18 protein-coding genes are annotated in these 21,053 nt (G+C 41.3%); 10 read left to right on the forward strand and 8 right to left on the reverse strand.

The genetic code is table 11. The features are described 5' to 3' along the window. Positions 1-101 precede the first annotated feature (101 nt). Positions 102-308, forward strand: a complete 207-nt coding sequence (locus D1B31_RS19295) for a hypothetical protein (protein WP_118923491.1) — start codon at positions 102-104, stop codon at positions 306-308. 351 nt (positions 309-659) lie between these two features. On the opposite strand, the gene D1B31_RS19300 is transcribed toward D1B31_RS19295, so the two are convergent. The 5 genes from D1B31_RS19300 to D1B31_RS19320 form a co-directional block, all read right to left on the reverse strand. Then, the gene (locus D1B31_RS19300; protein ID WP_118923493.1) at positions 660-1,931 is read right to left on the reverse strand and encodes a RidA family protein; all 1,272 of its coding nucleotides are present in this window, start codon (positions 1,929-1,931) and stop codon (positions 660-662) included. Between the two features lie 561 nt (positions 1,932-2,492). Next, a complete protein-coding gene (locus D1B31_RS19305) occupies positions 2,493-3,701 on the reverse strand; it encodes a M20 metallopeptidase family protein (protein WP_118923495.1) in 1,209 nt (402 codons plus the stop codon). A gap of 14 nt (positions 3,702-3,715) precedes the next feature. Further along, positions 3,716-4,435 carry an amino acid ABC transporter ATP-binding protein gene (locus tag D1B31_RS19310; RefSeq protein WP_118923497.1) on the reverse strand — a complete coding sequence of 240 codons (720 nt, stop codon included), beginning with the start codon at positions 4,433-4,435 and terminating at the stop codon, positions 3,716-3,718. After that, a complete protein-coding gene (locus D1B31_RS19315; RefSeq protein WP_240035352.1) occupies positions 4,432-5,094 on the reverse strand; it encodes an amino acid ABC transporter permease in 663 nt (220 codons plus the stop codon). The genes D1B31_RS19310 and D1B31_RS19315 overlap by 4 nt, the downstream gene beginning before the upstream one ends. A 58-nt stretch (positions 5,095-5,152) precedes the next feature. Continuing rightward, positions 5,153-5,980, reverse strand: a complete 828-nt coding sequence (locus tag D1B31_RS19320) for an amino acid ABC transporter substrate-binding protein (RefSeq protein ID WP_118923499.1) — start codon at positions 5,978-5,980, stop codon at positions 5,153-5,155. A 425-nt stretch (positions 5,981-6,405) separates the two neighbouring features. Between D1B31_RS19320 and D1B31_RS19325 the strand changes: the two genes are divergently transcribed. The 3 genes from D1B31_RS19325 to D1B31_RS19335 all read left to right on the forward strand — a co-directional run bounded on the left by D1B31_RS19325 (position 6,406) and on the right by D1B31_RS19335 (position 8,937). After that, entirely contained in the window at positions 6,406-7,389 is a 984-nt protein-coding gene (locus D1B31_RS19325; RefSeq protein WP_118923501.1) for a 2-hydroxyacid dehydrogenase family protein, read from the forward strand. A gap of 241 nt (positions 7,390-7,630) precedes the next feature. Next, a complete protein-coding gene (locus D1B31_RS19330) occupies positions 7,631-8,008 on the forward strand; it encodes a cupin domain-containing protein (RefSeq protein WP_118923503.1) in 378 nt (125 codons plus the stop codon). An 86-nt stretch (positions 8,009-8,094) separates the two neighbouring features. Next, the gene (locus tag D1B31_RS19335) at positions 8,095-8,937 is read left to right on the forward strand and encodes a formate/nitrite transporter family protein (protein WP_118923505.1); all 843 of its coding nucleotides are present in this window, start codon (positions 8,095-8,097) and stop codon (positions 8,935-8,937) included. Positions 8,938-9,044: 107 nt separating this feature from the next. On the opposite strand, the gene D1B31_RS19340 is transcribed toward D1B31_RS19335, so the two are convergent. The 3 genes from D1B31_RS19340 to D1B31_RS19345 form a co-directional block, all read right to left on the reverse strand. Then, the gene (locus tag D1B31_RS19340) at positions 9,045-10,214 is read right to left on the reverse strand and encodes a pyridoxal-phosphate-dependent aminotransferase family protein (RefSeq protein ID WP_118923507.1); all 1,170 of its coding nucleotides are present in this window, start codon (positions 10,212-10,214) and stop codon (positions 9,045-9,047) included. A 96-nt stretch (positions 10,215-10,310) separates the two neighbouring features. Then, entirely contained in the window at positions 10,311-10,583 is a 273-nt protein-coding gene (locus D1B31_RS24440) for a hypothetical protein (RefSeq protein ID WP_158587619.1), read from the reverse strand. A gap of 257 nt (positions 10,584-10,840) precedes the next feature. Continuing rightward, the gene (locus tag D1B31_RS19345; protein WP_158587620.1) at positions 10,841-12,493 is read right to left on the reverse strand and encodes a PucR family transcriptional regulator; all 1,653 of its coding nucleotides are present in this window, start codon (positions 12,491-12,493) and stop codon (positions 10,841-10,843) included. Between the two features lie 333 nt (positions 12,494-12,826). Between D1B31_RS19345 and allW the strand changes: the two genes are divergently transcribed. From allW to D1B31_RS19375, 6 genes are all read left to right on the forward strand, one after another. Further along, complete coding sequence (gene allW / locus D1B31_RS19350; RefSeq protein WP_118923604.1) at positions 12,827-14,287, forward strand: allantoin permease; 1,461 nt, start codon at positions 12,827-12,829, stop codon at positions 14,285-14,287. Positions 14,288-14,354: 67 nt separating this feature from the next. After that, positions 14,355-15,710 (forward strand): allantoinase AllB, encoded by a 1,356-nt coding sequence (gene allB / locus D1B31_RS19355; protein ID WP_118923511.1) that lies wholly within the window; start codon positions 14,355-14,357, stop codon positions 15,708-15,710. Between the two features lie 71 nt (positions 15,711-15,781). Further along, positions 15,782-17,119 carry an allantoinase gene (locus D1B31_RS19360; RefSeq protein WP_118923513.1) on the forward strand — a complete coding sequence of 446 codons (1,338 nt, stop codon included), beginning with the start codon at positions 15,782-15,784 and terminating at the stop codon, positions 17,117-17,119. A 127-nt stretch (positions 17,120-17,246) separates the two neighbouring features. Then, the gene (locus D1B31_RS19365; protein ID WP_118923515.1) at positions 17,247-18,920 is read left to right on the forward strand and encodes a PucR family transcriptional regulator; all 1,674 of its coding nucleotides are present in this window, start codon (positions 17,247-17,249) and stop codon (positions 18,918-18,920) included. A gap of 215 nt (positions 18,921-19,135) precedes the next feature. Beyond that, complete coding sequence (locus tag D1B31_RS19370; protein ID WP_118923517.1) at positions 19,136-20,749, forward strand: L-lactate permease; 1,614 nt, start codon at positions 19,136-19,138, stop codon at positions 20,747-20,749. A gap of 14 nt (positions 20,750-20,763) precedes the next feature. Continuing rightward, positions 20,764-21,033, forward strand: a complete 270-nt coding sequence (locus D1B31_RS19375) for a hypothetical protein (protein ID WP_118923519.1) — start codon at positions 20,764-20,766, stop codon at positions 21,031-21,033. The last annotated feature ends 20 nt before the right edge of the window (positions 21,034-21,053 follow it).

A 21,053-nucleotide genomic window follows, 5' to 3' on the forward strand; every position in this document is an offset into this window, starting at 1 on the left:
TAAATATTAATTTTAATTATTATTCATTGAACTTTCACAGACAAGCTTATGTCCTATATGGTATTAATTGGTATAGGTTGAGTTAGGAGGTGATTTGTTTCATGCCAAAAGGAAAAACAACTTTTAATAAAGATGCTTTGCAGAAGGCGGTGTTATTGTACCAAGAAGGCAACATAAAGGTTTTGGACATAATTAAAGTAACTGGATGCAGCCAAGGTAGTTTGTACAAAGCCATTCACAAACAGAAAATTCAAATGAAATATGATGTTAAGCAATTTGATTTTTTAACTCGCAGAAACCCTATTTAACAACTTACTTTTAAAATGAATTTATAAATCGGTGGGTTTTTATTTAACAACTTACTTTTAATACTTCCCATCTATGGTCCTAAGGACAAGGGTTTTGTAGTTTTTTATTTAAAGACTTACTTTTTAAGAATCAGATTGTTACGTGGAAAAGTCCCGGAAACAAAAAAGAATTGAGATTTCTGCTAAAAAATTGGCTAAAATCTCAGTGCTTTTTCATCTGCGTTGTTAAAAAGGGGCTGTCTCAATTTTCATGAGACAGCCCCTTTTTATGAATAGGATATGCAATTCCGCATTCACGATCAGCATTAACAAGTAACTTTGATCGTTCCTGTATTTAAAAACAAATGCCTGTTATGCTTTTCGAGGTGTTCCTTCAGCATTTGATACAATCGCATCAATTTGGATCAAAGCATCTTCAGGTAAAGCTGATACGCCAACTACTCTACATGCAGGAGTACCTTGTGGGAAGAATGTTTTGTAAGCTTCGTCTACTGCATCCATATCCTGGATGTTTTTAACGAAGATATTCACTTTAACGACATCTTCCAAAACATGGTCGATGCTTTCTACAATTGCTTTGATATTCTTCAAGCACTGTTCAGCCTGCTCTTTTACCCCACCAGCTACCAATTTGCCCGTTTTTGGATCCAAAGGCAATTGAGCTGAAAGGTGATTGTAATGAGAGAACGCTACAGTTTGTGTAGACAGGGAATCCTTTGGTGCATTTTCAGTGTTGTTTGCCCAAATGACAATGCCATGTCTGTCTTCAATTTCTTGTGGAGGTGTACCGTCTCCGTGTGACACGACTGCTTCGATTTGAACAGAAGCACCCAAAGGTAGAGCAGCAGCTTGAATTGTTGTACGTGCAGGGACGTAGGCTACAGTTCTTGCAATCGCTGAATCCGGGAAGAACTTAGAGTAAACTTCATTTACAGCTTCAGTATCAGCCAAGTCTGTAAGGAAAACGTTGATTTTAACGATATCGTCAAATGGAACATCAATGCTTTCCAAAATTGCCTTGATGTTCTTCAAGCACTGTGCAGTCTGCTCTTTGACACCGCCAATTACTAATCTGCCCGTTTTTGGATCGATCGGCAATTGAGCTGAAAGGTTATTGTAATGAGAGAAAGAAACGGTTTGTGTAGATAGAGGGCATACTGGTGCATTTGCCGTGTTATTTGTAAGTTTTACGAGGTCGCCTGCTTGTGGCGCGTTCGGAATTGTACCTTCACCATGTGATACAAGTGCTTCAATTTGCACCATAGCATCCATAGGCAAAGCTGCAACTGCCACTGTTGTCCGTGAAGGAACATAGGTTGGGAAGAATGTTTTATAAACTTCGTCTACAGCGTCAACATCTTTGATATCCTTAACGAATACCGTGATTCTAACAATATCGCTCATAACATGACCGATGCTGTCTACAATTGCCTTGATATTTTTAAAGCACTGTTCAGCTTGCTCTTTAATCCCACCAGCTACCAATTGGCCAGTTTTGGGATCGATAGGTAATTGAGCTGAAAAATTATTGTAATGGGAGAAAGCTACGGTTTGTGAATATAGCCCATTACCGTTTGGAGCATTTTCCGTATTTTTTGCTGATACTGCGTTATAGCCGCTCATGATGTATTCCCCTTTTCTTAAAATTTTTCAATGAAACATCATTAAAAGTATGCACAAAAAAACCGGTCTAATCCATGGGACCGTGATTGAAACAATTCCCACTAGACACAGACTTCGTTTTTGAGCAAGTGCCAATTATAGCAGTCTTTCTTTCTGTTGGCTACATGTTTGCTTTGAAAAATTTTTGAGTTGAGTTTTTTTCTGGAGAACAACAGTTAGGGCCACGTCAAATGATTGAATCAATTCGACGCAGCCCTTGCTAAGCTTATGCATTAGCCTACGAAACTTCGGCCAGTTATTTTAAAAGTACTCATTCGCTTCGTCTTTTCTAATTTAAACGAACGTTCGATTAAATTCGAATTGAGCTTGTTATAACAATGGTTTTGCCTGATTTGACATTTTGAAAACTGATAAATTTTTGTCCAACAAAGAGATAAAATGCATTGATGCAGGAGATAGATGGATCCCGCGATGATAGACGCAGTTAGCTCCCAGATGAACTTTATACTATTAATTGGCACTTCGATTAATTTTGAGTTAGCTTCTATATTCAATGTCGCATCACAATGTCTTTTGCCGCTCCAGTAATTGGATTGCGGATTGAACCATCCACTTTACACCGACTTTAATGGCTTCTTCATCAACCATAAATTCCGGGTGATGGAGGCCATGGATGATCCCTTTTTTTTCATTTCTTGAGCCCAGCCATACGAAGCAGCCAGGAACTTCTTTCTGATAGTGGGAAAAATCTTCACCACCCATTGTTGTTTCGGCTAGGAGTGTGTTTTCCCTTCCGACTACCTTGATTGCGGCTGAACGGGCGACATCTGTCACTTTAGTGTCATTTACAACGGCGGGAATCAAAAATTGGTAATCGATTTCAACTTCACCGCCGAGTGCTGTGACGGTATTGGCCACGACAGATTTAAACAACTTATAAATATTTTGCCGTACCTCTTCATTGTACGTCCTGACAGTTCCTTTAAGGATTGCCTGGTCCGGAATGACATTGTTTGTCGCTCCTGCTTGGAAAGCCCCGATGCTGATGACCGCAGATTCCTTGGTGGAAATGTTTCGGCTTATGATTGTCTGTAACTGGGTAACAACAGCGCTGCCTATCATGATCGGATCAATGGTTCTTTCAGGCGTTGCGGCATGTCCGCCTTTCCCTTTTATAGTAAGAGTGAAATCATCAACGCTGGCCATCGAGAAACCTTCTTTTATTCCAATTGTGCCTGTTGGTAAATCAGGGGAATTGTGCAGGCCAATAATTGACTCAACACCGTCCAGCAAGCCTTCCTCTATCATAGAGACAGCCCCTCCCTCTGTTTCCTCTGCTGGCTGAAATAAAATGCGGGCATTCCCAGGAAGGATATCTCTCAGTTCCTGTAGGATGATTGCAGCACCCAATGCAATCGTGGTGTGTACATCATGGCCGCACATATGGCTAACGCCGTCTATTTTAGAGCGATATGGAAGATCGGATTTTTCCTGGATTGGCAATGCGTCTATATCCGCACGCAATGCAACCGTTGGCCCCGGCCTATCCCCCGTAATCTGGGCAGCCGTCCCCGTTCTTAGATTAGTAGGGATGAGGGGAATTCCAAATTCATTTAGCCATTTGTTAATACTTTTTGTTGTATTGAATTCCTCATTGCTAAGCTCGGGATACATATGAAGATGTCTTCTAATGTTCACAAGCTGGGGAAACAATAGCTCTACTTTTTCGTCCAATATTGCAGCAAGCTTTTCGTTCGGTTCAGATTCCATCGTGAAGCCCCCTATTATAATAGTCCTAAAAACTCTTTCGTTCTCTCTTGTTTTGGATTCTCAAAAATATCATTCGGGGAACCTTGCTCGATGATACGTCCTTCGTCCATGAAGATGACACGATCGGCTACTTCCCTCGCAAATCCCATTTCGTGCGTGACTACAACCATTGTCATCCCTTCTTTAGCTAATTGCTTCATAACGCCAAGTACTTCACCAACCAATTCGGGATCGAGAGCGGATGTAGGTTCATCAAATAGCATAAGTTTAGGTTCCATGGCTAGAGCTCTAGCAATAGCGACCCGCTGTTTTTGCCCGCCGGACAACCGGTTTGGGTACTCCTCAGCCTTTTCCGCCAATCCGACTTTTTTCAGCAGTTGCATGCCTTTTTGCAATGCTTGATCTTTGGTCATTTTTTTTAACAATACAGGTGCCTCTATGATGTTTCCCATTACAGTCATATGCGGAAACAGGTTAAATTGCTGAAAAACCATTCCGATGTCCTGGCGAAGCTTGTTCAACGATCCCTCTTTTGTTCCCACTGCTTGTCCATTGATGGAAATCGTGCCGCTGCCAGCGGCCTCCAAGAAATTCAGGCAGCGGAGAAACGTGCTTTTCCCCGAACCACTTGGCCCAATGATGACAACAACTTCACCCTCGGCAAGTTCCAGATCTATCCCTTTCAACACTTCCAATTGGTTAAATGTTTTAAACAAACTTTGGCAAGAAATCATTCATAAGCACCCACTTTATACTCGAGTTTTTTGACGAGGTATGACATTGCAGTTGTTAGTAGAAGATAGATGATGCCGACCATAAAAAATATTTCCATATAGCGGTACGTACTGCTAATGATTTGCTGCCCCGTCCGGAGCAAATCATATAAAGCAATCGTTGATACAAGGGACGATTCCTTTATCAAGGCTATGAATTCATTTCCTAGAGGGGGCAGCATCCGCCTGAAGGCCTGAGGGATAATGATGCGTCTCATCGCCTGGCCGGAGCTTAAGCCGAGAGATCTTGCCGCCTCCGTCTGGCCTTTATCAATTGATTGGATCGCCCCCCTGGCAATCTCCGCTATATAGGCGCCTGCATTAATCGACAGCGCGATGCATGCAGAGACGAATGGAGGCATGGTAAGGGACGGGAACACTGATGGGATGGCAAAGTGTATGACAAACAATTGCAGAAGCAAAGGAGTTCCCCTAACAACCCAAATATAAAATCGGCTGATCTGGCGAAAAAAGGAGTACCTGGAAACACGGCCGAGGCCCACCAAAAGCCCTAAAAGACTGCCAAAAATAACACTTATGAAAGCGATTTGGACAGTAACCCAAGCACCTTGCAATAGATAGGGTAAATAGGTTAACGAAAAGGATATAAACTCGCTCACTTTTTTCTCTCCTTAAAATAAAAAGGGATAAAGCCGGTAACCCGGTTTTACGTTTTTATTAGTTTTTTGTAATGTCCGCCTTAAACCATTTCTGGCTGATTTCACTTAATGTGCCATTGTCTTTAAGGGTCTGGACGGCTTTTTCCAACTCTTCACGAAGCTCAACGTCATCTTTTCGGACCGCGATTCCCATAGGTTGTATTTGGAAGGATTCTCCGACCACTTCGAATACTCCAGGTTTTGTTGTCATATAATAGCGGCCTACCATTTCACCGATAACAGCGGCATCCAACCTGCCCAGTGCCATGTCATTGAACACATCGGTATTGGTATTATATTTTTTCACTTCTTTGATATCCTCAATTGAATCTGCCGCGGCTTCCCCGGTAGATCCCAATTGAACTCCTACGACTTTTCCTTTAAGGTCTTCCACTGATCTGATGCCGAGTGGATTTCCTGCCTTTACAGCTACAATCTGCCCCGCACCAAAGTATTCAACAAAATCAACTTGTTTCTTCCTTTCGTCCGTCACACTCATAGAGGAAAGGATGATATCAAAACGCTTTGCACCCAGCCCTGGAAGGATGCCATCCCAAGCTGATGGGACATACTTTACTTCAACTCCAAGTTCTTTTCCGATGGCCTTCGCAAAATCAATGTCATATCCAACTAGCTCATTTTTGTCGTTACGGTATTCCATTGGAGGGAACGTATCGTCCAAGCCGATGATTATTTCGCCTTTTTCTCTTATTGCGGCCAAGGTATTACCACCAGAGACCCTGCTGTCATTTTCTGTCTGGGAGATTGGTAATTCGGGTTGCGCACCACAAGCTATAACGAGTAAAGCAAGTGTAAAAGTGAATAAAGATAGAATGAACTTTTTCATGGTGTTTCCTCCTATTAATCCTTTATTGCTTTATCTGTTTATCAGAGTAAAGGATTTTAGATACTATATTATAAAAATAAGCGGAGGTTTTCAAGAAATTTCTTTAGATTAATCAAATTTTAATTTGGAAATCTACCAATTTCATTACGAATCATAAAAAAAGATGATCTATCCCAGGTTGTTGCTTAGTACTTTTTGCCAAAAACGAATTTGAAATTTGTCCACTTTAGCCAATGATTAAATGTAGTTTAAGGGATAAGATAAAGACACAAGTTTATTGTGAAGTGTTTCACAAAGTTATTTATGAGCCAATTTCAGCATGAAACAAACCAATGGAGTTGGTTATTATTTTAAAAGTAATTGTGAAATACTTCACAAGCGAAACCAGTCAGTATTTATAAAAAAGAAGAAGAGGTGTTTTCAAAATGGCGAAAGTTTTAGTAGCAGGGGAAATTCCACAAAAAGGTTTAAAAATTTTAACTGAAAAACACGAGGTTGAAGTCTTTCAAGGAGAGAAATTGATTTCAGAAGCAGAATTAAAGGAGCGCATGAAAGATAAAGACGCCCTGTTAAGTTTACTTTCCACACCCGTTACGAAAGACGTGATTGATCAAGCGCCGAATCTGAAAATCATTGCGAACTATGGAGCGGGATTTAATAATATTGACTTTGAATATGCAGCGTCAAAAGGGATTCCTACTACTAATACGCCATTTGCTTCTACGGCGGCAACAGCCGACTTAACGATTGCCCTCTTATTAGCTTCAGCAAGGAGAGTCGCAGAAGGGGATGAAGTCTGCCGGACCATCGGGTTCAATGGCTGGGCTCCACTTTATTTTCTTGGCCGGGAAGTCACCGGTAAAACAATTGGGATTGTCGGTTTTGGACAAATCGGCCAGGCAGTCGCGAAAAGGGCGGCGGCTTTTGATATGAAAGTTCTTTACAGCAACCTCCATCGAGTAGATGCTGAGGTGGAAGAAGCAGTAGGTGCAACCTATGTTTCCTTCGATGAGTTATTGGCTCAATCTGATTTCATCACCATCAATTGCTCGTACAATCCAAGCATGAAACACATGTTTAGTACCCAACAATTTGAAAAGATGAAATCAACAGCCTACCTAATCAACTGCGCTCGCGGGCCAATTGTTGAAGAAGCAGCCCTCATTAAGGCATTGGAAGAGAAAGTGATTGAAGGAGCTGCCCTGGACGTCTTTGAGTTCGAGCCTGAGATTGGCGAGGGGTTAAAGAGATTGAAAAATGTTGTGTTAACACCACACATCGGAAATGCTACTTTTGAAGCTCGTGATGATATGGCCGTCATGGCCGCAAACAATATCGTAAAGGTGTTGAACAATGAAGACCCATGTTATGTGGTAAATGGTGTGGAAAAGGAACCCGTTCTTCCTTAACAAAATGATTTTACTCAAAGTTGTTTAGTTGTTTTTCATTAAATATATAGGTTGAGCTTAAAAGTATAACGTAGTTGATTGGAGTGGAAGGTGTGAAGACTCCGGCGGATGTAGCGGCAAGTTGGAGACCCCACAGGCGCTCAGGCGCCGAGGAGGCTCCAGTGACGTCCCGCGGAAAGCGAAGCACCTGGAGCTCCAATCAACGACTATGTTCAAAGATTGTTGAAAGGAGAAATCCAAAATGACAACAACATTGGAAGCAACTAAGAAAAGATTTTTCAAGATTGAGGAACTTGCGCAATTTGACAAAAGACAAGGGAAAAAGACCATTTTCTATGAAACAGAAAAGACGGCTGGTGCAGTTTGGTGTTTAGAACCGGGACAGGAAATTTTTAAACACGCCCATACAACATCAGATGACCTTTGGATTTGTATCGAGGGAACCGGGACATTCTATCCGGGAAATGGGGAAAAGGTTGAGATTACGCAAGGGGATCTGATTATTTCCTATCCTGGCCAGCAGCATGGCATGCGAAACACAGGAAATGAGCGCTTTATATGCGTAGGCGTTGCCGGCCCAATCCCGATGGACTTAGTTTTGCCTGAAGACAATCAATAAACCATTCTTTAAAATGCTGATTCGCTAAAGGACGCTAATACCCTTGGAGAATCAGCATTTTATTAAAAGTAAAAGGAGCCTTCCCGATGAACCATCAGCCAATCGACCAAGTGATTTCGCTTGCCTTAAAAAAGAAAAAGCTGTTAAATGATTCTCCTCTTAGATATTTAATTAGGGCCGCCTTATCGGGCTTTTATGTTGGAATTGGTCTGGTGATCTCATTTCGCTTAGGTGAAGGATTTTTTGATATCCAATCACCTGTCACAGCCCTCATGTCATCCATTTTCTTTGGGATTGCTCTTGTATTAATCATTTACGGTGGGTCTGAACTTTTTACTGGCAATACGATGTATTTTACAATGAGTACATTGAAAAAAGAAACGACCGTAAAGGATACCCTTCAAAACTGGGCCGCCTGTTATGGAGGAAATTTCATTGGCGCGGTGACGTTTTCTATCATTGTCATGACTTCCGGCTTGTTTTCCAATCCGGAAAACAGCCAGCTTTTAATGTCCCTGGCAGCCCATAAAATGGAGCCGGATACTGTGGAATTGTTTTTCCGTGGGGTGTTATGTAATCTTGTCGTCTGTTTGGCTGTTTGGATTCCAATGCATATAAAAGGAGACGGGGCAAAAATATTCGTGATGATGTTTTTAGTGTTTGGTTTTGTTGCGGCCGGATTTGAACACAGTGTGGCAAATATGGTGACATTTTCACTTGCATTACTCGTCCCGCATCCTGAGTCTGTTTCACTTGCGGGGGCTTTGCACAATCTTATTCCTGTTACTTTGGGGAATATCGTTGGTGGAGGTTTCTTTCTTGGCGGAGTATATTTTTATTTAACATCTTCTAACCGAAAGCAGCCGCTTGAGTTAAAAATGAATGAAAGAAAAACAGTGAGCACAAGTGTTTTTCAAAAGGAAGCTTAGGATCAGTGTAGAGCGATTATCACCAAGAAGAGGATAGACCGTGTATGGTCTATCCTCTTCTTGGTGTGCGCCCGGAATGGGAGCAGTCTATAGGCGAAGGCGCCTTCTTAAACAAGGAAACCGGAAACGATTTCTTTGAAGCGTGCTGTTGCTTTTGCAGGCTCGACGGCAATACCAAGCTCAATCATTGTTTCACCAATGAGTTTAATGGCTTTTTCGAGCATTTGTTCTGTCGTATTCCCCATATGGCCGATCCGGAATGCTTTCCCTGCCAGATGAGCGAGGGCGCCGGCGACGATGAGCCCTTTTTTTGCGAGGGCGGCGCGGAAAGCTAGGTCGTCCATTCCTTCACGATAAACGATACAGCTGAGTGTAGCGGCAGCCGCCTCTTCTTCCGCCAATGCTTTCAATCCATAGACAGACAGCGCGGCTCTGACGGCTTTCCCGAATGCCTGGTGACGCCTGAAACGCCTTTCCAGACCTTCCTCTAACACGATCCTCATACCCTCATCATACGCGTAAATAAGATTCACTGGGGGTGTGGCGAAATATTTAGAAGGGTCGTTCATAATCGGAATCCAGCGATGGATATCACAATAATAAGCAGGAACGTTCCCAAGTTCGTTTCTTGCAGCGAGCGCGGTCTGGTTAAAGGCGACAATGGCAAGTCCTGGAGGGACGCCGATCGCTTTTTGTGATCCTGTTAACACAATATCAATTCTAGCGCCTGATGTGCCATATGGCTTGCTCATATCTTCTTCCATTGCGGCAGTCGCACAAACACCGTCCAGAATGACAAGTGCACCGTGCTCTTTTATGATTGGCACCAATACGTCCAAATTAGCGGCAACTCCTGTTGAAGTATCGGCATGGGTGAGGGTGACGGCTTTATATGTATCACTGGCCAGTTTTGCCTGAACAGCTTCAGGAGAAACCTGTTTTCCCCACTCGGATTGAAGGACGTCGACTTCAATGCCAAACGCCTTTCCTAATTGAATGAAGCGATCCCCGAAGTAGCCTTGGCTAATGACTAATATCTTCTCCCCCGGGGCAACGGTATTCACGAGTGCGATTTCCATTGCCAATGTTCCGGATCCGGAAATGACGAACACTTCACCGTCCGTTTTTAACATCGCCTTAGTTTTTTCAATGGCATCCCGAAAAATGGCCACAAATCTAGCATCAGTGTGACTCCGGGTTTCCTGTGCGAGTGCATCATAAATAGAATCGATAACTGGCGTTGGTCCCGGTATGAGCAGCATTTCTTTGTTAGGCAACTTTCTCCACCTCCATGAAATATAAACAACCCAAGCTTACACTATCTATAGTACCTCAATTCTTATCTCTATTTTGCCATATATTTTAAAAATCTATTACTTTTTTGATAGATTGATTGTCTTTTGCAAAAAATTCAAGGTAGAGCCACCGCGTAATCGGAGACTTGCCCCGGCTTGCGCGCCAATCCGCCTGCTATTCAACATACATTGGCACGAATCACTGGCTTGCGCGCCAATCCGCCTGCTATTCAACATACATTGGCACGAATCACTGGCTTGCGCGCCAATCCGCCTGCTATTCGACCATACTTTGGCACGAATCACTGGCTTGTGCGCCATTCCGCCTGCTATTCGACCATACTTTGGCACGAATCACTGGCTTGTGCGCCATTCCCCTTGCTAAACAACCATACTTTGGCACGAATCACTGGCTTGTGCGCCATTCCGCCTGCTATTCAACATACTTTGGCACGAATCACTGGCTTGTGCGCCATTCTCCCTGCAATTCAACAATACTATGGCGCGAATCTCCGCCTTGCTCGCCATTCCCCTTGCTAAACAACCATACTTTGGCACGAATCCCCACATTTTTTTAGAACTTCAACCCCGGGCTTCTGCAATTTAAATTAACCTATCGTTTTCGTGAAAATAGAGCGCATGAGCAAGGCCATTCTTAAATACAGGGAGTTTTGTGGCTCGTGAACAGCGTATCCAAGAATGTCTTCGCATTTAGCAATTCGGTATTTTACGGTATTCCGATGAATATACAGTTTTTTCGATGTTATCGTTATTTCGCAGTTATTTTCCAAAAAAACAATTAATGTGTGGATTAAGTCCTCTTCTTCCCTTGTTTTGGGATAAGCGAGGGATCTTAATGTATTTTCATAAAAGATCTTTAAGTTATCTTTCGGAATTAAGTGTATGAGCTCCATTAATTGTTTGATTTCATAAAGGTTTATAAATTTCTTTGTATACAACTCTTGTCCTTTTTTCCATGCTTCGACTGCTTCAGAGTAGCTGATTGGAATATAAGTTACATCATTTACAAAGTTCCCTACCCCGAAAGAAAGGGATATTTTTAAAGTGGTATACATCTCATCTTGAAATTGTACAAGCTTATCCTTTAAGGAACTTAATTCCTGGTCATTCGTTGATTGAATAATGCTGACAAAGTATTCATCTTTTATAAAAAGAAGACTATCCTCATTTATTTTTCCGAGTGATTTTTTAAATAAATCATATAATAAATCATATGGTCGATTCTCCGTAAATCTAATTTGGTTTAAGGCTGACTGTCTTTCCTCGTCAATTTTGAAAACAAAGCAAAGGTATTTGGGCTTATCCAAAAGTCCATGTGGTTTGCCCCGATAGATAATCTCTTCCTTTGAAGAGATATTCCCTTCGACAAGAGACCCGAAAAAGTTGTTTTCTTGTAACAAACTGCTTTCCCGGATTGCTTCGTTTTTTAACAAAGTAAAAGAGATAACAGTAGACGCCTGCTCAATGGCCAACTGGGAGGATGGGTATGGCAATTTTTCTGGATTAAAAATAATGAGCAAGCTTGGGTATGCATGCATTGTTTTAACTTGAAATAAACCGAGAGACATAGTAGAACTGCTGTCGTTTGGATTAGGGATCGTAATGATATCATGTTCAAGGTATTCCTCAATTTTCCACTTAAAAAATACCTCTACATATTCCTTTACATTTTTCATCGTTTCCTTACTGAAATGGTTAGAAGATGAAATGACTTCGCCAAACGGATTCAGCAGCAGAACAGGGTTTTTTAGAAAAAACCCTAAATTCTCAACGAGAGATTGGAGATTATAGCCCTTGATCATCATGTCGGTAAATTTCTTGTGAACATGGATCGCATAAAATAGTTCCTCAATTTTAGTATTCCAGATAAAACTCAACAGCTGGTGGGCGACAGAGCCTAATGTAAGAGACATTGGAATTTGAATAATAGGAAAATCCAATGAGTCGGCCAATTCGATGACCTCTTTAGGGATTTCATCGATAAATCTATTTAGTTTAATCGCCATCCCAGAACATGGATGATCATTCATTTCAGAAATTAACGTGCCAAGGTCCAGGGGATTATCTTTGTAAGCATAACCTGTTGTCAATAAAAGCGAGTTCTCAGCTAAAAAGTGGATCACATCCGGAGTTTCCGAAACCTCTATGGACTCGACTATTCGGTTTAGTCCGGAATGCCCGGCAATGACTTTAGCATCTTTGAAAGCATCAACGATAAATAAATCTTCTACTTTTTTCATTTCACACCTCGGCATTATCAGTACATTATTGCTTTCGACATGTTCTCTCTATATTATTATACAGCAATAGTATCTGCCTTTTTGGCTGTTTTGTATATTATAGCTTAAACTTTAGGATTTATTTATTCAAAAGGGACAATGACAATCTACCTGAATGCGATTACAATACAAAGTGAATTACGTTAAAAAAAGATTAAAAATTGTTGCGGTTAAATAAAAATCGCATAACACATTGAGGGAGAAGTGGTTTTTTAGAAAACTGTTAAACCGCTTCCAATTTAATCTAATAATAAAAGGTAAAAACAACTCAGGGAGGGAAACCCTTTGGAACAGATGAAGGATCCATTGGAACAGGGCTTAACTATTAGTAAAGATTTATTGCCGACAAAGAAAGAAGACAGGAAATGGGGAATAGGAAATTATTTTACCCTTTGGATGGGGGCCGTACATAATGTTCCATCCTATGTAACAATTGGTGGATTTTTTGCTCTCGGCTTATCTGTCGGGCAAGTCTTTTGGTCGATTATGATCGCATCCATCATTCTTGGAGCAGTTTTGGTTTTATCAGGCCATGCTGGGACCAAGTTCGGTGTTCCGGCTTCGATGCTATTAAGAACTTCTTTTGGTTCAAAGGGTGCAATGGTTCCCGGGATTATAAGAGGGTGTATTGCAGCAATTATGTGGTTTGGCTTTCAAACGTATGCAGGAAGCCTTGCTGTTACGATCTTGCTCGGAAAGCTATGGCCGGCTTATTTACAATTAGGTGGAGACTGGAGCTTCTTTGGCTTGAATCTACCAGGATTAATTTCCTTCCTATTATTTTGGGGATTAAATGTTTTGTTTGTTTTTGGCGGCATGGGTGTATTGGGGAAGTTCACCAACATCCTCTCTCCATTGGTTTATGTCGTTTTCGGCGGTATGGCTATCTGGGCCATTAAACTGGCTGGAATTAATTCGATTCTCAATTACACTTCAAAAGGAATTGAGGGAAATAGTGTAATTGTATTCTTGGCATGTATAAGTGCCTTATTGGCGACTTGGGCGGCACCGGCCGTGAGTGTTTCCGACTTTACGAGAGAAGCTAAAAGCCAAAAGGCTCAAACAGTTGGACAAATTATGGGCATAGTACTGACATACTTATTATTTGCAATCGCAAGTATTGCAGTGATTGTCGGTTCGGAAATTGCGTTTGGAACACCGATTTGGAACGTACTTGATGTTGTCGATAAATTCGACAGTAAATTTGCGATAGGTATTTCCGTTTTAACCATTTGTTTAACAACATTATCTGTAAACATTACTGGTAACATTATTCCGGCAGGATACCAATTGTCGTCCCTTTTTCCAAAAAAATTAAATTTTAAAACGGGTGCATTAATTGCTGCTGTTGTTGGAATCATGATTATGCCATGGAAACTCATGGAGAATGCCACAAGTATTTTCACCTTCTTGGGTATAATGGGCGGCTTATTAAGCCCGGTTTTAGGAATCATGCTCGCACAGTACTTTGTTATAGCGAAAAAAGAAATCAATATGAAGGATTTGTATAGTGGGAACTCCACTTATAATTACCAAAATGGATTTAATATTCCGGCCTTAGTAACGATTGTGATTTCAGGGTTCTTTAGTTTGATTGGACAATTTGTCCCAGCTTTTAAGCCTTTTTATGATCTTTCATTTTTTACAGGAACAATCTCTGCGTTTTTAATCTACACGATCCTTGTTAAAAAAGGTCTGTTTTTCTCGAACAGTACTTTTAGTATTAAAGGCAGATTAAAGAAGAAGATTTCTTAGGTTAATCAGGTGCTTTATAGCACCCCAGGAGAAAAATAAACTCAATGTACTTCAGGGAGGAATTACTGTGAGCTACGATTTGATTATTAAAGGCGGGAATGTTGTATTCCACGACGGGGTTCGCAAAGCTGATATTGGAGTAAAAGATGAAAAGATTGTCTGTATCGCTGAGCAAATCACAAGCGATGCAAAAGAAGTAATTGATGCTGCAGGTCAGTATGTTATGCCGGGAATGATCGACACACATGTGCATATCAGCGAGCCTGGCCGCACCCATTGGGAAGGGTTTGAAACGGGTTCTAAATCGCTGGCTGCTGGTGGGACTACATGCTATGTAGAAATGCCGCTAAATGCACTGCCTGCAACAACTAGCAGAGAGAATTTACAGCTTAAGCTCGATGCTGCAATAAATCAAAATTATGTCGATTATTCCTTCTATGGCGGACTAGTACCGGATAATTTGGATAAGCTTGCAGAACTGGACGAAGCAGGAGTACCAGCTTTCAAATGTTTCTTATCAGATATTACAAGCGAGGTCCCAGGAGACTTCCTTCATGTAGATGATTACACGCTGTATAAAGGCATGCAAAAGTTGGCTGAACTAGATCAATTGCTATGCATCCATGCTGAAAATCCTTCGATTACCAAAAAACTTGGCCAAGAATTTGCCAGCTTAGGAAAAAATTCAGGAGTGGAATATGCTGAGTCACGACCGGTATTTACAGAGGTAGAAGCTGTTTCCCGTGCAATTCTTTTTGCGAAAGAAACCGGATGTAAACTACATTTGGTTCATATTAGTACTTCCGAGGCCATTCAAGTAATTCAAAAAGCTAGGCAGGAAGGCGTGGATGTAACAGTTGAATCTTGCCCGCACTATTTTGCCTTCACTGCTGAGCAAGTGGATGAAATAGGCCCGAAAGCAAAATGCCAGCCGCCTATCAGACCTGCTAACGTTCAGGCAAAGCTATGGGAAGAGCTTTTAAATGGAAATATCGACTGGCTTACTTCCGACCATTCACCTTGTACGGAAGATTTAAAGCAAGGAAATCTGTGGGAAGCTTGGGGCGGAATTAGCGGCTGCCAAAACAATGTCGACCTTATGTTTGACTTGGCCGTAAAGCAGCGTGGATTAGCGGTTGAAAAGTTTGTTGATTTAATTGCAACAAATCCGGCTAGACGCTTCAACATCCCTACTAAAGGTGAAATCGCCCTATCTAAAGATGCAGACATTATATTGGTGGATCCTAACCAATCCTATGTTGTAAAAAGAGAAGACCTCTATTATAAAAACAAACATAGTGCTTATGAAGGCAGAAAAATTGACTGCCGTGTAACGAAAACGATCGTTCGCGGAAATGTCGTTTTCGACCTGGAAAAAGGCATTGTCGGTGAACCAACAGGAAAGCTTGTAACGAAGAAATAACTTATACGCCATATTCAGTCTTCCCATCGCCTAGATTTGGCGATGGGAATCAAACGCTAGGGGGATTAAAAGTGGCTAGTTTCGACTTAATAATAAAAAATGGACAAATCGTTACCGAAGACGCAATCGTTCAAGGAGATATCGCGATTAAGAACGGAAAAATTGCTGCTGTCGGCAACTCTTTAGAGGGAAATGCGGATAAAGTAATTGACGCAAAAGGACTCCACATTCTGCCTGGTCTAATTGATACCCACGTTCACTTTAATGAGCCGGGAAGAACAGAATGGGAAGGTCTTGAAACAGGGAGCAGAAGTTTGGCCGCGGGCGGAGTAACTTCCTTTGTAGATATGCCGCTAAATAGTACGCCTCCTACGATAAATAAGAAAAATTTAGATTTGAAAAAATCTCTTGCTGAGGAAAAATCCATCGTAAACCCATATTTTTGGGGCGGCTTGGTACCGGAAAATATTGATGATTTGAAGGAACTTCATGAAAATGGAGTCTTAGGCTTTAAAGCATTTATGTCACCAAGTGGAATTGCTGATTTTAGCAATGTAGATGATGAAACCATCTTTAAGGGCATGAATGAAATTACCTCTGTAGGGTCTTTTTTAGCTGTACATGCTGAAAGCACGGTCATTTGTGATCAACTTGCGCAAAAAAAGCAAAAAGAAGGCAAAACATCTGCACGCGATTTTGTCGAATCCCGACCGATCATTTCAGAAATTGAAGCGGTGCGCCGAATCCTTTCCTATGCAGAAGCAACTGGATGCCGATTGCATATTGTGCACGCCAGCAGCAGGAAGGTTGTCGAGATCATTGAAGAGGCGAAACAAAGAGGAGTAAATATTACTGTTGAAACTTGCCCGCATTATCTGTCTTTAACGGTGAAGGATTTGGAAGAAAAAGGCGGATTAGCAAAATGCTGCCCTCCTCTTCGGGATGAAGAAGAAGTGGAAGACTTGTGGGTAGCTGTAGCCAATGGCGAAATTGATGTCATTGCTTCCGACCATTCACCAGCGCCTGCCTCCATGAAGAAGATTGAAGGTAACTTCTTTGAAGGTTGGGGCGGTATTTCAGGTGCGCAGTCCACTTTGAATATTTTGCTGACAGAAGGTTATTTTAAACGAAATATTCCATTGGAGAAAATCGTCGCTTTAACAGCTACAAACCCGGCAAAGTTATTTGGGCTTTCAAATAAAGGAACCATTGCTGCTGGCTACGATGCCGATTTGGCGATTGTTAATTTGGATGAAAGCTTTGAGCTTAAGGAAGAAGATTTATTCTACCGTCACCAGCACTCACCATATGTTGGCATGACATTTAAAGGGAAAGTAAAAACAACCATTGTCAACGGAGAAATTGTTTTTGACAATGGCCATATTACCAAAGAGTTAACGAATGCTTAAACAATTATAGAATCAAAAAGGGCGTAGAGGATATCTTCTCTAGCCCTTTTAATATAAGGCAGCTTTTTTACCGAAAGCATCGACTCCCTGACACAATCACTTTGATTAGAAAGGTTTGAAGCTGCATATGGAATTCAGAGTTAAAGATTTACTAAATATACCATCACTTAAAGACGCAGTCGTTCTTAGTGGAAACGGCTATTTGAATAACGTAATAAAAGGGGCCACAATCATGGAAGCTCCAGACATTACGGACTGGTTAAAGGGTGGGGAGCTGATTATGACAAGCTTTTATCCGATTCGTTCTTTTAATGAAGAGGAACAAAAGCGGTTTATTGTCAAATTGGTAGAAAAAGGGGTTAGCGCCCTTGTAGTAAAAACCCATCGCTACGTCGCTGAAATTCCCGAACCTATGGTAAGTGCGGGTGAAGCCTACCGGATGCCGATTATCCAAATTCCGAAGGAGATTCCCTATGTAGACGTGCTGTATCCAGTCATGGGGAAGATACTTAATAATCAAGTGATCAAACTGCAATATTACAAAGAAATACATGACAGATTTACGGCTTTATCTCTGGCTGATGAGGGGCCCGATAAAATAATTGAGACGTTAGAGAGGTTGATCGGCAATCCCGTCGCCCTTTTTGATCGGAATTTCCATTGTATAGTGTCAACACTTCCTTCCCTTGCCGCATTCGAACTAGTTGAAAAAATCCCATATTATAAACAGACTGAGGGGATTAAATTTCCTCATTTCCGGCAAATTGTCAAATACCCAGACCTAAGTGGTCAAATAGGATATCAAATCGTTGTACCGGTTGAAACGATGAACAATATCAAAACCTATCTGTTGATTGGTGAAGTTCATAAACCACTTGAAGAACTTGATTTTATCGCTGTTGAAAATGCCGCAACCGCGCTTTCCCTTGAATTAGTCAAACAGTTTGCGGTCGCGGAAGTGGATAAGAAATTTAAAAATGACTTATTAGGTGAATTAATTGAAGGGAAAGTACAATCTCCTACATCCATCTATCAAAATGCCAATTTAATTGGATGGGATTTATCTGGTTCCTTTGCAGCTGTTTTGTTTAAAGTGTTAAATCATGGCGAAACAATTTCTTCCAAGAGAAATAAATGGGGCCTGTCAATGCAGAATGAGATGATGGTGTATGATGTGATCCATCGTTTCCTGCCAAATGAGATTATTGGAACAAAAAGCAACTTAGTCATCGTGCTTTGGAAAATCGATGATAAGGAAGAAAATGATAAGCTATGGATGTCAAAAATAAATCAAACAGCTCGAAAGATCCAAGAGCTGCTAAAAACACAGAATAGCAAGATGGGGCTTCAAGTAGGAATTGGAAACATCGCTACTAGTATGGCTGAAATTTCGGCGAGCTTTAAAAAAGCACAAGATGCACTAGAGCTTGGAGAGGTTTTACATGGAAAAGAGACCATTACTGCGTTTTCGGAATTGGGCATATTTAGGCTCTTGAGCCAAATTGAAGACATAGGTCTCCTAAAAACGTTTATTCCAGCTTCATTGCAAAAATTGCTAGATTATGCACAAGCAAATCAAAAAGATTTGTTACAAACGTTAAAAGTCTTCTTGGAGTGCAATCAAAATGCGACAAGGACGGCGCAAGTACTTTACGTACATCATAAAACCGCTGTTTATCGGCTTGATAGAATCAAGGAGATTACCGGAATGAAGTTTGAAGACCCGGAGGAAATGTTATCTGTTCAAGTCGGGTTGAAAATTATCAATCTTCTTGAACGAGAAAACAAACCAATATATTGAATACGCTAGCTGTTTTTTGAACGCCTAGAAAACTTAGCACTTTATGCTAATTGTGTGCATAGTGCATTAAACTCACGGTCTATTTTGTTCAATTTGTTGGTTGAAAGCCAGTGAAGAAAGATGTAAATTATAGGAGGTTGATAGACTGATTGCTTCTCGTATAAACCACATAATTTATTCGTTTACGGTCAATAGAAAAGGGAGGAAATTGATAAATGGATTTACCTGTAAATATATTGATGTGGCTGATGGCTGCTTTACCTATAGTAATCCTTATTTTACTCATGGTGAAGTTTAATTGGGGAGCTGCGGAAGCCGCGCCCATTGGACTTTTGGCGGCATTTATCATTTCCATCGTTTTTTTCAAATCGGATTTGCAATTAATAGGTTTGGAAAGTGCGAAAGGTATTTGGACTTCTGTAACCGTCATCATGATTATTTTGCCTGCTATTCTAATATATGAAGTGGCCAGTGAGGCCAACGCATTTGATAGTATTCGCAACGGATTAAAAAAATTCACGTCAAATGAACTGCTTCAATTAATGGCTATAGGCTGGGTGTTCGCCAGTTTCTTGCAAGGGATCACTGGCTTTGGTGTTCCGATCGCGGTTTGTGCCCCGTTATTAGTCGGACTGGGTGTCAGACCACTATGGGCTGTCGTCATTGCTCTATTAGGGCAGGCTTGGGGCAATACGTATGGAACCTTAGCTGTGGCATGGGACGCGCTTGTTTCCCAGGCGGGTATTCAAGGATCAACGTTAACGGAAGCCGCTATATGGGCTTCTTTATTCATCTGGATTATTAATATAGCCACAGGTATTACGATTAGCTGGGCCTATGGCCGCTGGACGGCTGTGAAAAAAGGTTTGCCGGCAGTTCTCATTATCTCTTTAATTCAGGGTGGAGGACAAACGCTTTTATCACAAACAAATCCTGCATTAGCAGCATTTATTCCATCATTACTGTCACTGGTCGCAATTTATTTCATTGGAAAGATCAGCATGTACAGGCAATCTTGGAGTATGCATGCTAGTCCCATCATGCTTCGTCAAGAAAGAGAAACGGATGAGGTTGAAGTGGCTGCTGATGATTCTCTTACTATGAATCAAGCATTTTTTCCTTTTTACGTATTAACTGTTATCACATTACTTGTTTTACTAATTTCCCCTTTAAAGGAATTTTTGAATCAATGGAAGGTTGGTCTCAGTTATCCTGAGACGTCGACTGTCTATGGCATAGTAAACCATGCTTATGATTTGTTCTCACCTCTTATGCCATTAACGAATTCCGGTTTATTTCTGCTTCTATCCGCAATCACAGGCTTTATCTTTTTTAAGAAAAAAGGAAAGATTGAAAAAGGCGGAGGAATGCGGGCGATCAGGAGAACGATTGAAAAAACCATCCCTTCTACGATTGCAGTGATCGGACTGATCATTATGTCTAAAATAATGGGCGGAACTGGACAGACAACAGAACTTGCGATGGGAACTGCCGGAGTTATGGGTCAGACTTATGTATTTTTGGCACCGGCGATTGGCGTTCTAGGATCATTTATGACTAGCAGCAATATGTCCTCCAATATATTATTCGGTGGGTTCCAACAGGCGACATCTTCGCTATTGCGTTTAAACGAAGCAGCTATATTGGGTGCTCACACTGCAGGCGGCGCGCTTGGGTCGGTTCTATCGCCAAGTAAAATCATTCTTGGGACAACAACGGCTGGAATCCTTGGTCAGGAAGGCCATGTCCTTAAAAAGATTTTGCCTGTCGTCATAACGGTTGCTATTTTGATAGGAATCATATTAACGGTTGTTACACGGTTTATTTAGGAGGAATATTAAAAATGAAGGGTTTTTTTTCAAGCAAAATAGGTTACCAAACAATTGCTACGCTTGTTACACTCTTGTCCTTCCCTTTTCTTTATGTGGGCGGCACACAGCATAGTAGCGGTGTTTTGAATATTGGCTTCTTATTGATGCTGTCAGGAATGCTGGCTACCCCAGTTATAGGGTTTGTTTATGGGAAAAAATCAGCAAAAACAGAAATTGCCAAAGAAGTTGCGAAAGAAGTTTCAAAAGTTGCAAGCCCGAAATTACGTGGCAACGAAGTATAAATTTCTAAGCGAAGGTTAAA

Origin of the sequence: Neobacillus notoginsengisoli (assembly GCF_003515685.1) — a bacterium.
GTDB lineage: Bacteria > Bacillota > Bacilli > Bacillales > Cytobacillaceae > Bacillus_D > Bacillus_D notoginsengisoli.